13 protein-coding genes are annotated in these 12400 nt (G+C 58.2%); 2 read left to right on the top strand and 11 right to left on the bottom strand.

Features of this window, described 5'->3' with window-relative positions; translation table 11 throughout:
• Positions 1-100 precede the first annotated feature (100 nt).
• Positions 101-1024, top strand: coding sequence for a hypothetical protein (locus tag Pan181_RS01970; protein ID WP_145245238.1), 924 nt, complete (start codon positions 101-103; stop codon positions 1022-1024).
• Positions 1025-1028: 4 nt separating this feature from the next.
• The gene (locus Pan181_RS01965; RefSeq protein ID WP_231943726.1) at positions 1029-2480 is read left to right on the top strand and encodes an alpha-L-fucosidase; all 1452 of its coding nucleotides are present in this window, start codon (positions 1029-1031) and stop codon (positions 2478-2480) included.
• 37 nt (positions 2481-2517) lie between these two features.
• Here Pan181_RS01965 and Pan181_RS01960 read toward each other — a convergent pair whose 3' ends face one another.
• The 11 genes from Pan181_RS01960 to Pan181_RS01910 all read right to left on the bottom strand — a co-directional run bounded on the left by Pan181_RS01960 (position 2518) and on the right by Pan181_RS01910 (position 12313).
• Positions 2518-5229 (bottom strand): M56 family metallopeptidase, encoded by a 2712-nt coding sequence (locus tag Pan181_RS01960; RefSeq protein ID WP_145245236.1) that lies wholly within the window; start codon positions 5227-5229, stop codon positions 2518-2520.
• The gene (locus tag Pan181_RS01955) at positions 5226-5609 is read right to left on the bottom strand and encodes a BlaI/MecI/CopY family transcriptional regulator (protein ID WP_145245235.1); all 384 of its coding nucleotides are present in this window, start codon (positions 5607-5609) and stop codon (positions 5226-5228) included. The genes Pan181_RS01960 and Pan181_RS01955 overlap by 4 nt, the downstream gene beginning before the upstream one ends.
• Positions 5610-5771: 162 nt before the next feature.
• Complete coding sequence (locus Pan181_RS01950) at positions 5772-6257, bottom strand: hypothetical protein (protein ID WP_145245234.1); 486 nt, start codon at positions 6255-6257, stop codon at positions 5772-5774.
• A 31-nt stretch (positions 6258-6288) separates the two neighbouring features.
• Positions 6289-6630: a hypothetical protein gene (locus Pan181_RS01945; RefSeq protein ID WP_145245233.1), complete on the bottom strand. Its 342-nt coding sequence runs from the start codon at positions 6628-6630 to the stop codon at positions 6289-6291.
• Between the two features lie 115 nt (positions 6631-6745).
• The gene (locus tag Pan181_RS01940; protein ID WP_197528826.1) at positions 6746-7354 is read right to left on the bottom strand and encodes a Tll0287-like domain-containing protein; all 609 of its coding nucleotides are present in this window, start codon (positions 7352-7354) and stop codon (positions 6746-6748) included.
• Position 7355: 1 nt separating this feature from the next.
• Positions 7356-7673 (bottom strand): ArsR/SmtB family transcription factor, encoded by a 318-nt coding sequence (locus Pan181_RS01935; protein ID WP_197529248.1) that lies wholly within the window; start codon positions 7671-7673, stop codon positions 7356-7358.
• Between the two features lie 102 nt (positions 7674-7775).
• Entirely contained in the window at positions 7776-8372 is a 597-nt protein-coding gene (locus Pan181_RS01930; RefSeq protein ID WP_197528824.1) for a thioredoxin family protein, read from the bottom strand.
• A gap of 222 nt (positions 8373-8594) precedes the next feature.
• Positions 8595-9911 (bottom strand): MFS transporter, encoded by a 1317-nt coding sequence (locus Pan181_RS01925; protein ID WP_197528822.1) that lies wholly within the window; start codon positions 9909-9911, stop codon positions 8595-8597.
• Entirely contained in the window at positions 9908-10690 is a 783-nt protein-coding gene (locus tag Pan181_RS01920; RefSeq protein WP_145245230.1) for a class I SAM-dependent DNA methyltransferase, read from the bottom strand. The genes Pan181_RS01925 and Pan181_RS01920 overlap by 4 nt, the downstream gene beginning before the upstream one ends.
• 393 nt (positions 10691-11083) lie before the next feature.
• Positions 11084-11761: a methyl-accepting chemotaxis protein gene (locus Pan181_RS01915; RefSeq protein ID WP_145245229.1), complete on the bottom strand. Its 678-nt coding sequence runs from the start codon at positions 11759-11761 to the stop codon at positions 11084-11086.
• Positions 11762-11767: 6 nt separating this feature from the next.
• The gene (locus tag Pan181_RS01910; RefSeq protein ID WP_145245228.1) at positions 11768-12313 is read right to left on the bottom strand and encodes a hypothetical protein; all 546 of its coding nucleotides are present in this window, start codon (positions 12311-12313) and stop codon (positions 11768-11770) included.
• Positions 12314-12400 lie beyond the last annotated feature (87 nt).

The raw sequence follows: 12400 nt of genomic DNA, 5'->3' as shown, positions 1-12400 counted from the left end.
CACGAATCGATTTTCCGGCAACTGGGGGCTTTATCCCCCTCCGCCCGCCTGGCTCGCACCAACTCGCACTCGCAGCGAACCGAAGGGAGCACCTACTCGCATGACGCCAGCACCGCTCGCAAACAATCCTGCATCTCCACCAAAATCGTATCGGCTCGCCATCGCCTGGATAGCGTTCCTGGCGGTGTTGCTCTCGGCCAGCGCGTACAAGGCGCAAGAGAACCGTCGCGACCTCGCCCAGCAGCAGGCCTGGCACGAACGCATGGCTCAACTGCAGGAAGATGCGCAGCAAGAAGTCCAGCGAGTCGACACGTTGCTGGAGTCGCTTTGGAAGCAACCTGGTGCGCGGGCAACGTTGGAACAAGAACTAAACAACGGCCAGCCATTCGAGGTGCACGAGAGCGAAGGTCGCGAAGTCGCAAACTGGGTGCATCCTGAGTACAACTTACCTGTGCAGCTAAGTTTTTCCGGCGACGAGTTGCGAGGGTTCTCGCTTCGCGGAGCGAATCCCGGTGCGTTGCCAGAGAACGCCCAACCGCGGATGATTCGGCTCAAGAGCCGGGCCGAACGGATTCGCCAAGCGGTCCGCCCGATCGCGATCGCGTGTTTTGTGGTCGCGGTGCTGATCGCCTGCTTTGTGCATCGGTACTCCTGGATCGCAGCGAATCTAATGATGTTCGCCGCGCTCACGTACGGCGCGGCCACGGTGGTTGCTCCCAACTACAACCTCAGCGTGCAAGGCATCGTTTCCAACGACGCGATGTTCTTCGCAGTCATCATGTACCTGATCGCCTTGGCCGCGATGGCGAGCACCTGGCCCACGGTACGTCACGAGCTGCAGTTCCGGCTGCGGGAGTTGCTGGTCGCGTTCACGCTGGCGGCCATTTTGCTGTCGATGGGTCCGTTGGGATACTTTGCTTTGGTGGTGTTCGCCATCGGCAGTGGCCTGCTCTTTACGCTTGTTCGGCTGCGGACCAAGGCCGATGGTCGTGCGGGAGGATTATCGAATGCTCCGCAAAACTAAGCCTATGAGTACGAAAAAACGGAGTCTCGCCAGGTTGCATTCCGGTTCGTCCCGCGGCCAGAATGGCGGGCGTAGCTTGGACAACTCATCTCACCAATGGAGCGATACGATGCTCAAACAACTCATGATTGGTCTCGTGGCCCTTACTATGGCAATGCCAGTGCTGGCCGACGAGCCGGCCGCTAACGCGATCGACCAAGACCAACGCATGGAGTGGTGGCGCGACGCACGCTTCGGGCTGTTCATTCATTGGGGACTCTACTCCATTCCGGCCGGCGAGTGGCAAGGCAACACGAATCACGCGGAGTGGATTCGCCATACCGCCCACATTCCGTTGGAGACGTACAACCAGTACACCGACGAGTTTAACCCCACCGAGTTCGACGCCGACGAGTGGGTAAAGATGGCTAAGCAGGCAGGCATGAAGTACCTAGTGATCACCAGCAAGCATCACGATGGCTTCTGCTTGTGGCCCAGCGACCAGACCGAGTTCGACGTGTCGTCGACTCCTTTCGATCGCGATATCATGGGCGAGCTGAAAGAAGCTTGCGACAAGCATGGCCTGAAGTTCTGCATGTATCACTCGATCATGGACTGGCATCATCCCGACTACCTGCCGCGCCGCGAATGGGAGAAGGATCGCCCGGCCGACGATGCCGACTACGATCGCTACGTCACGTACATGAAAGCCCAATTGAAAGAGCTGATCGAACGCTACGATCCGGCCGTGCTGTGGTTCGATGGCGAATGGGAAGGCACCTGGACCCACGAGCGCGGCATCGACCTCGACGAATACTGCCGTAGCTTGAAGCCCGATATCATTGTGAATAACCGCGTCGACAAAGGCCGCCGGGGCATGGCTGGCTTAAACGCCGAGGGCACCGACTGGCGAGGAGATTTCGGCACGCCCGAACAAGAGATCCCCGCTACGGGTGTCCCCGGCGTCGATTGGGAATCGTGCATGACTATGAATGGTCACTGGGGTTACAACAAGCTCGACAAGAACTTCAAGAGCACGACCGATTTGGTTCGCAAGCTGATCGATATCGCCAGCAAAGGTGGCAACTACCTGCTGAACGTCGGCCCGATGGCCAACGGCGAGTTCCCCGAAGAGTCGATTGAACGCCTGGCCGAAATGGGTGCCTGGATGGACAACAACGGCGACTCGATCTACGGCACCACCGCCAGCCCTTGCCCGATGCCGGAGTGGGGTCGCGTGACCCGCAAAGGGGATCGGGTGTTCCTGCACGTGTTCGACTGGCCAGCCGACGGCAAGCTAGTGGTTCCGTTCGCCGCCGAAGTAACCAGCTGCAAACTGCTGGCCGCCCCTCAGCGGACGTTCGAAACGAACGCCACGCCGAAGGGCTTGGAACTCATGCTCACCGGCGACGCTGAGAACAGCATCGCCAGCGTGGTGGAACTCACCATCGACGGGGAGGTAAAGCCCATCAAGTAGTCAGCACCAAGCAATTACCAGCAAGTACCGACACCGATTACGGACGCTGCACAACTTCGCGCCCGCTCTTGGTGATCATGGCTCGAATATTGCCCTCATCGGCCTCTTTAGAGACGACCTGCACACTGCCATCGCTAAGCGCGACTAGATAGATGTTCGGCATCCACCCGCCAAGCTCTGGAAGTGGGATGTCGGACGCATAAGGCAAGTCTTCGGGCTTGGTCCAAGGAATATTACGCTTGGCTTCCACAAACATGATCGTGTTGCTTGTTCCATCGGTAATGGTGCTAAATTTCGTTCCTTTGTTATCGGAGAAAATAGTATCGGGTCCCGTCAACGCAAAGTAACTTGTGTTGGTCGAGCCCGGGCTATCAAACGGCGATTGGTAAATCTTCACGACCGTGTCGGCGATTTGCTTGTTGGCCGGACTATCCCATGGTTGGTCGAACTGATACCGATCGTAGAGCGCTTGTTGCTCCATGAACGGTAGCAACGCTACCCGCCAGCTGTGAGGGTACTTGCTACCCTCGGCGTAGTTTTGCGCTGCGGGGAAGTGCCCGTACGTGTCGTGATAGTTGTGCATCGCCAGAGCGAGCTGCTTCATGTTGTTCATGCTCATGGTGCGTCGAGCCGCCGCGCGGGCAGCAACGACACCTGGAATGAGCATTTGCACCAGCATTTCCGACTCGCCTCGCGAGATGAGGTCGCACTGGTAGTCGATGCTGGCAACGTCGCCCTCGGCCGTGGGGTGGGCGTTGGCAATAAAGTGCCGAGCGACTTTGAACCACTTGTCGCTTAGTGTTTTGATATTTTGCTGCTCGTCGTCAGGCATTTGCTCGAGTTGCTTTTTGAGCATTTCGACCTGCTGATCGAGCATCCCGCCGCCTAAGGTGACGAACGCCTGGGCGATGCTGGCAACCTGCTGGGCGTGTTCCGCCGAATCGCACTGCGCGTGCACCTGAGCGTGCAAGCCTTGTTCGATATCGATGGAAGCGACCGCCCAGTCGGTGTGCTGCACCACTGGCGCTACTGAGCGAAGCAGGAAATTGTTCGGTTCACGATCCATGCTGTCGACTTCGTCCTGGAACTCAGCACGGAAGGCGGCAGCATTGACCGCCGAGCACAACTCGCTCTCCATAGCACTGGCCCACTGCTCGGCCCAAACCGGCTCAGCACTGTTTTCAAAATCCTTGTGATCCGGCATGCCGTTTAGCACACGGTCGATGGCAAACGTAGTGGCATCGAGCTGTGTGTACTGCGTCTCGCCGGCGCGAGCAACCAACCTACGATCATCCCGTATTCCGAGAACCGCATTTTGTGCTTTCCGCGTGGCAGCTGCAAAGGCCTTACGACAGGCATCCGCCGACTTGAATCGAAACAAAAACCGCGGCTCGTACGGGGCCTTGTTTGGCACGATGAACATGATTTCCGAAATATCAGAGACCGACAAATCCGCCTCGCCCATGAAGGTGTCGGTGGTCAACTCATCGATCTCCGCCGCTAACTCAGGACTTTTGATGATAGAACTTACTCGAATCGACGTAACACACATCGCCTTAGGAGGAACGTACTTGAGCGGTATCCGCTGCGGCATCTCCACGACATCGTATTCCACCGGGGCGGTCTTGTCGGACTTGGTGGCGGACTCTTCCTGGCTGGCCACCGGTTGCCGGAACCCGGCAACCGCGACCGCGACCACTGCCAGAAAACCGATCGCGACTCGGCGCAACGTGGCATGGCTGCCCAACGATCGCAATGGGGGGGATGTTCGAAGCATCTCGACTCTCCTCATTAATAGGGAACGGTTGGGAATCAGCGTGCGGGCGGGTCCCGCGGTTCGATACATCGGCGTCGATAACGCCAAGTGTGCCAGGCACTCGAGGTACTGCTGGCGATCGCCCACCAATTGGGCGGCGTTGGCATCCGCAGCCAGCTCTTGCTCCAGCTGCAAGCGGCCCGCCAGCCAACGCACCAGCGGGTGATAGAAGTGAATGGCAACCGCCAAGCGGGCAACAAGCCACGAGCGGTAATCGCGAGCGGCCACGTGCGATAGCTCATGAGCCAACACCGCCCGCAGTTGCTGCTCGCTCCAGTCGCGCCAAGCAACCGGCAGCAGCACGTACTGGGTCCGCCAGCCAAACGTCGCCGCGGTCGCCAGATCGGACGACTCGCGAAGCTGCACTTGGCCGGGCAGCTGCAAACGCTCGGCAAGCTGCGCAAGCGTCGCGTTCGGCCCGTCGTCGGTAATCGGTTGACTCGTTTTTAGCAGCGATTGCACGTAGTGTATGCCACGTAGCAAACGGAGGACACTCACGACCAAACAACCCATCAGCAGTACTCGCACTAGTAGCGAAACACTCCAGTTCGACTCGCTACTGATGGCCGCGCTCGCTTCGCTTGGTGTGGTCACCGTTTCGGCAAACGCCTGCCAGGCGGCCATATAGGCCGAAGGCAGTTGCTGGTCGGTGGTCGGCAAACTGGGGGATTCCTCCTCCGGCAAGTTGACCTCGGCCGCGGATGCGTCGGGCGCTGTGAGAGTAGTTGCCGACTCGGTAGTCCACGACCATCGCGGCCAAGGACTCGCTGCCAGCAGCGTAAGCACTAGCACCAACCCCAAACTACCCACCAGCACCCCGCTCGCTAGCGTTGCCGCGTACCGACGAGCAGCGAAGTACAACACGCCAGTTACCAGCGAAAACAACGTGACCTGAATCACACACCAGAGAATCGTAATCAAAGATGGACTCATTGCTTACCCTCCCGCAATACTTGCTCCAGCAGTTCACGCTCTTTGTTCGACAGCTTCTTGCCATCGAACAAACGGACGAGAAGCTGCTCGCGCGAACCACCAAACACCCGCTTCACCAGATCGCCCACCAGGCGGGTCGAGACATCTTCGAACGAACGAATCGGCTCGTAGGTAAACGGGCGATGCTCCCCTTGCTGCTTGAGATACTTCTTCTCCACCAGGATCTTTACCAGCGTCGCGACCGTGGTATACGCCAGGTCGCTCCCCGCGTTGGCAAACCGCTCGCGAGCCTCGGCGGCGGTCATCGCCCCCGAGTCCCAAAACACTTGCATCAATTCGAGTTCACGCTGGGTGAGCTCAGGCGACTTCGGCCGGGCCATGGAGTTCCTCGCAAGCAGGAAGTTATTTGGTTTTTTAGATTTGGTTTTATCGTAGCGGATTCCCGCGGAGTGTCAACAGAATTTCCACCACTATTTTTTCATAGAGAAACACGACTTGGCCGCGCAAACCAAAGCGACTCATACACCTGCGGTGCTGGTCGCTTACGCTTCGCCGGAACTGGTCGCCGGTGGCTGCATTGCCTGGATCGCCTCGTAACGAAGCGGCGTTCGCAGCGGCTTGCTACTACTGCACGCCCGACAGAATCGCGGCCAGACTTGCACCCAATGATGCTCGACCTCGAAGCGATTGAACTGGTCGCGTTTGTCGAACTCGAACTCCACCTCGCAGCGCGGACAAGTAAACCGCACCGAAAAGTAAGCGAAGTAGGGCCAGCAACGATAGAACTCCTGCTGCTTGGGATGAGCGAGTATCGCCCTGCCCTTCTCGATGCAAGTGTCGCACGCCCAATGCACGTACTGCCGCGACGATCCCCAATCGGGATTGCCGCCGGTAAGGATTCCCGCGAACACCTGCTCGCGACTGGGACCATGTGAAACAGCGATATGCTGCTCGGCAAAGCATTGCTGCTGCGAGAGCTTTACTTCGTACCTGCAGACGGGGCATTCGCCCATGCCACGATGAGCCATATTGCACCTTCTCACGACGTTCGAGCGCGGTCTACTCTTGAACTGCCAGGAGGTTCGCGAGCGGATCGTTCCACCGCTCAAGCATGTTACTCCGAAGCGAACAACACCATGCACCCCCAAAGAAACTCAACGCTACGTACCTGGATTCCAAAACGGTCATGCCTTGAAGTGGTGCTTCGACCTGCGAAGCACGCTCGCCTGCGTTCCACCCGAATAAAGAGAGTTGCACCATCTGCATCGGTTCCCAAAACCAATGCCCCTGATGCTGGTCGAACTGCCAGCGGTCGTCCAACACACGGGACGACAGCATGCCGATCACGATGCCACCTGCAGCGAATAAGGAGGATTCGATAAGTGCGAAAATGACATTCATGATAGCAGCCCCAAATAAAACGAGGCTTATGGAAACGAGACGTTCGCCGTCAGGGGACCATTATAAGGGTGGCTCCCAGAGAGGCCAGTTAATTCATGGTGATGAATCCATGAATTCAGTTGGCAGCCGAATTGTCGGCATCGACTTCCACCCAGAACCAACCTCGCAAGTCGCCTTCGCTGAAGCCGCGAGCCTGGTCTTGAGGATACCGCGAAGCGAGGGCGGCGGTGACTTCCGGGGCTATTTTCGCCGGATCGCCGTGACAGAGTAGACACGCGGTCTCGAGCCGAATTGGCTGCAACACCCGCAGCCCGTAGGCCTGTCGCAACAGCACCTGCTCGGGCGTCTGGGCGTCGACGTACGACTCAGCCCACTCGGGGGGTGCGTTGGATGGATTGCGAAGCAGATGCGAGGTGCGACCGATTCGCACCTGATGGTCGCTACCGGCGGTGGCGGCGATCTCGGGGGCGGCTTCGGAGCAGACCGCAATGGCGGCCGCCGGGCCTTCGGAGGAGAGCGTTTCGACGAGCTTGGCCTTGAGGTTAGTCGCCAGAGACTGCCGAGCTTCGTTCGCCCGATCGAGCATTTGCTGTTCGGCGTCGGTAAGCTCTTCGGGCGTGATGCGCTCGGTCGACGAAGTCGGCACCGAAGCCTCGCGTCCACAACCGATGCTCGCCAGCATCGCTAGCAAGCAACACGACCACCAAAACGAAGAGAAACGCATGTTAACAATCGGGCTGAAACCGACCCTCAATGCAATCGAGCATCCGCTCCAAGTGCGGTTCGGCCACCCGGTAGTACACTCGGCGGCCATCGCGCTCGCTGGTAAAGAAACCACAACGCTGCATCAATCGCAAATGTTCCGAGGCAACGTTTTCGAGCACTCCACAGTCTTCGGCCAGTTCACCCACGGTATAGCGGTTGTGCAACAAGAGCTGCACCATGCGAATCCGCACCGGGTGGGCGAGGGTCCGCAGGCACTCGGCCGCCTGGCCGAGCGCTTCCATATCGGCTTGCTTCAACGGCCGACCGGTATCCGCCATATCGTTCGGCGACTGCTCGATGGTTGTCGTACTCATCACAAATCCTCCGCTAGCACTCTATCAGCAAGTAGCTTTTGCATCCAGATGAATTACCGCACCCGGTTAGTCCTGAATCGTCACCATGTTCTGGTCGGCAGGTGCTTCGTGCATGTTTCGCAGACCGATGCGTTGCGATTGCATTTCGGCTTGCCGTCGCCGTGCCGCCGCGGCTTGCAGTACTTCGCGACGCTCCAGCTCGGCCTGTTGCAGTACGGGCCACACCTGCTCGGCAAAGTCCTTGGGCTCGACAAAGCCTTCGATCTTGTGCAGCAATTTGTTCTCCGGCGAAATCACCAGCGTGGTGGGGAACGCACGCACGCCAAGTTTCTTCGCCAGCTCGGGCGTCTCGGAAGCATTGAAGGCCACCGGCTCGGAGTAAGCCGACACGCCCGAACGAATCTGAGGATTCGTGTAGGTCTCCTGAATCATCTTCTTGCAGAAGTAGCAGTTGTCGGAAGTCACGTACAAGAACATCGGCTTGCGACTCTGCTGCACGGCCGCCCAGGCTTCGTTGACCGAAGCATGGCGGAACAGCGGCTGCGGCTCGGCCTGACGCGCCGAAACCGGCTTGGCGGACACCGGAGTGCGAGGAGCTTGCGCTTGAACTTGTGAATACGAAACAACCAGAACCGCCGCGGTAGCGAGTAGTGTACGAACCATGACTAACCCTCCAAATGGTGGTAGTAGACGTAATGGAAAACGAGTCGCTGCCATCCGAAGCGGCGAGCGTGACTCGGTTACTCCATATATCGTCAGGTCACGAGATGTCGGTTAGTCGAAAGTTGCGGAATCGGTCAACTATCACAAACCATTTAGAGGACACGACTTAGAAAAGAAGATATGCCCATCGATTTACAGCGTGCGATAGCACTCGTGGCCGATTTACCCCGCTCGAGGAGCCACCACCCGACGGAACAGCACCCCAGCGACGATCCCCAGCAGCGCGAAAGCCATGACCGAAAGGTAGACGTAATGATGCCCCACACGACCGGGCCACGAATCGGTCAGGTAACCGATGAAGGGAGCCATGAAGATCTCCGGCGTGTAGCCTACCACCGAGGCCAGCCCCACCGCCCGGCCTGTGAGCAGCAGCGGAATCTTGGCTTCCTCCATGATGGCGAAATAGAGCCCTCGCAGCGCGTAAGCTCCGATGCTCACACTAATCACATTCACCATGAACAGCGTGTAGGTATCAGCTCCCCAGGCCTGACCAGCGAGGCCGATGCTGCCGAACAACACCAGCGCGAAGCAGACGATCACCAGGTACGAGGCTTTCAAGCGATCGGCCAATACTCCGAAACCAATGGCTGCGATCGGCCTCATCCACAGCGACAGATTATACAACTTGGCCGCCTGCACTTCGTCGGCGCCCAGCACTTGCGTGGCGTAGAGCGAGAAGTCGGCGGTCGCTTTGAATGCTGCGTAAGCGGCTACGATGATCGCCGCTTGCAGCCAGACACTCGGCATGGCCAGCACGCGGGCAATCCCCAACCTTGCCTGCTCCATGCGTTCAGCCAGAGTGCCCTCGCTTACGGTATCGTTCTCAGCGGTCATCTGTTTAGGAATCACCACCAGCACCAGCAATCCCGCGAGAAGACAGCAAGTTGCCGTAATGCCAATCACCCATTGAAAGGCCAGGGTCCGCTCGGCGAGTGTGGCGGCGGCCACGTCGCTCGGCAACAGCGACGCGTACACCCAAACCAACACGGTGCTGATCGCCACGGCCAGCAGCCCGCGACCTCCGTCGAGCACCCCAAAGGCAGTGCCTTGCGACATTTTGCCGCCAAGCTCGCGGGTGGCTTTCATCAGCGCCGCCCAAAACAGGGCGATGGTGGTGAATCCCCAGTACGCGTACAGCACCTTCAAACTGGTGAGCGAGGGAATTTGCCAGAGCATGGCTCCACCGAGGGCGGTGGTTGCCAAGGCAATGGCCATTTGCGTACGCGGCTTGAAGACATCGGCCAGCGGGCCGCCGAGGGCGTAGGCGACCACAGCAACGATGCCATAAGCGGCCTGGGCGGTGCCGAGCTGAAGATTGGTAAGCTCGAACACTTCGAGCAACGTCGGGCGAAATGTACGGGGCAATAGAAATGGCAAGAAGAAGATCGACTCGCCGGCCACGATCAACGTGGTCAGCACCGCCGCCCGGCGAGCGGGCGACAGCACTGGTGTGCCGGATTGCGTGGGCTCACTACTCAATTGCCATTTGCCTCGACTCGATCGAGAAAGTCATCGGGAATCGCCGCGGTAAGGCGGCCGACCAAGGCGTAGTACTTGAGCGGCACCCCTTCCATCGACAACCGATGGGTATACCGTTCGAGGATGTGCACGTCCATATATTCGGAGAAAATCAGCTCGCGAACCATCCGCGAGAACCCGGTGCGGTCGGAACGATCGAGGAAGGTCTCTTTAATGTTGAACGCCACCCAGCCGTTGGTTTCGATGAGTTTGAGCGCCGAGAAGAACGCCAGCGGAGGAATGTCGCCAAACCCTAGCGCGGCGACCGAAGTCAAGCAATCGAACCGCCATTCGATCAAATCTTGAGTGACCGTTTCCGGCAGATCGGTGAAGTCGGCCACCACGTAATCGTCGTACACGTAGGGACGATCGCGATAGGCGGCTTCGCGAGCCTCGGGAATAATGTCGGCTCCCACGATGCGAGCGACTCCCAAGTTGCGAAGCTGCTCGGCCATCATGCCGTTGCCGGCTCCCAGATCGAGCACGCGCAACTCGTTGCGGTTCGCCCATTCAGCAATCAGGCTTACCTCCAGCAACTTGGCCACTTTCTGTGGCGAGTTACATTTGAGCCGCTCGTAGAACAGTTGTTCGTATAAGCCTGGTTTGGTGTAGATACGATCGTAATCGTGAAAGAGATATTTACGCTGTGTGCCGTCTTCTACAAGATTAAAGTAAGCTTGGTCTTGGTCGAGATTGTGCTCTTGCGCGGCGGGAAATTGCAGCCTGTATCGGTGAGGCATGGTTCCTTGGGGGTGAAGGATGCTGAATTAAGAGACGCTTAGAAAAGACACTTGAGCGGCAAGCACGCTTGGCAATATGCCCCGCTCACCTTCATTGTCAAGTAATATTGTAATCTATTAGCGTGTCGAATCGAAGCCTTGGCTACTTCAACCTGATGCATGCACTGAACACCCGTTCCTATCACACTACCGATGGAACTAGCCGGCAAGTTGGTTCCACAGGTTCACCTGCTACCAAACGCAAATGGGGAGCTTTCCGCCTTGCGACGAAAAGCTCCCCGGCGCGCTCGCCCAGCTTGCACGAGAATGGTTGCTCGACCTACGAGCGGTTGGCTTCCAGCTCTAGCTGATCCAGCGTCTTGAATAGCTCGCTGGTGAGTTTGGGGAACTCGCTCAGCTCCACGGCCGCTTCGCGACAATCGCCTTGGTGATAGAGATCGACGATCTTCCGCGCCATGGCGTGTACGGCTGCGTGCTGGGCTTCGATTTTCGCGAAGCTCGGCAGGTTCCCAAGATCTCGGCCAGCTTCACCCGCCATTTGCCGTGGGCGGCCTTGATGGGGATAGAATCGAACCGCTTGTGATTGGCTTTGCGATGCTTACCGAACTCCAGTAGCTCGTCCGAAATCGCTGTGAGTTCATCACTTGCATGCTGCGACTCACCAGCTCCGGTTACTACTTTCTTTACCGCGCTGTCGATCTCCACCACACTCTTGGTGATCATGCCGCAGACCGTGGCCGACTCGGAAACCTGCCGAGCGACACTTTGCGCGGCCGAGGAATTCTCGGCAACGTTGCGGGCGATCTCTTGCGTGGTGGCTCGCTGCTGTTCCAAAGCGGTCGCAATCGACTGCGAGATCAGGCTCATGCCTGATACATCTTCGCTGATGCTGGCCACCGCCTGCTCGGCTCGACTTACTTGATCCTGCACATATTCGATCCGCTTGCGAATGTCTTCACTAGCGTCGGCCGACTGCCGGGCGAGTTCCTTGACTTCGGTTGCGACTACGCCGAAGCCACGTCCGACATCGCCAGCGCGAGCGGCTTCGATCGTTGCGTTCAACGCGAGCAACTTGGTCTACTCGGCAATGTCTTTGATGGCTTCTACCACTTTGCCAATGCCGAGCGCGGCTTCGCCTAGCTCACGCATGGTTTCATTGGCTTCCTTGGCCCGCGTCGATGCCGACTCGGCGTCGTGGGCGGAACGATCGGAGTTTTTGGCGACTTCGATAATGGAAACCGACATTTCTTCCGCCGCGGCAGCAAGTGTCTTGGTGTTGACCGACATCTGTTCGGCGCTGGCTGCGATGCTGGCCATGTTGGTGTTCAGCTCTTCGCTAGCGGTAGCGACCGAAGTGACTTCCTGACAGATTAACTGCGTCTCCGAAGCAATCTGATTGGCGTTCGAAGCCAGCTCCACCGTGCACACCTCAAGACGCCCCGTACGGGTGTCGACCCAATCGACGTCCTGCATCCAACCATCAAGCACCGTGTTGAGTGCAGTCGTGGCTTCGGTAGTAGCATCTTGGAAACGAAAGGTGAGATCCCGAGGTTCGTTTTCGAGCGCTACGTGGAGCGGTTCGAGTACGAGTGCTGACTCGATACCAGGAAGCGTGCCATTCATCTTCGGGTCCCCTCTGCGGACTTTGTGTGGATGATCTCAGCCCCCACACATGCGAGCGATTCTAGTCGTCTTGATATGCCTATATTG

Origin of the sequence: Aeoliella mucimassa (genome assembly GCF_007748035.1) — a bacterium.
In the GTDB taxonomy this organism is placed as follows: Bacteria; Planctomycetota; Planctomycetia; order Pirellulales; family Lacipirellulaceae; genus Aeoliella; species Aeoliella mucimassa.
This window is presented reverse-complemented; position numbering and strand designations above follow the sequence as displayed.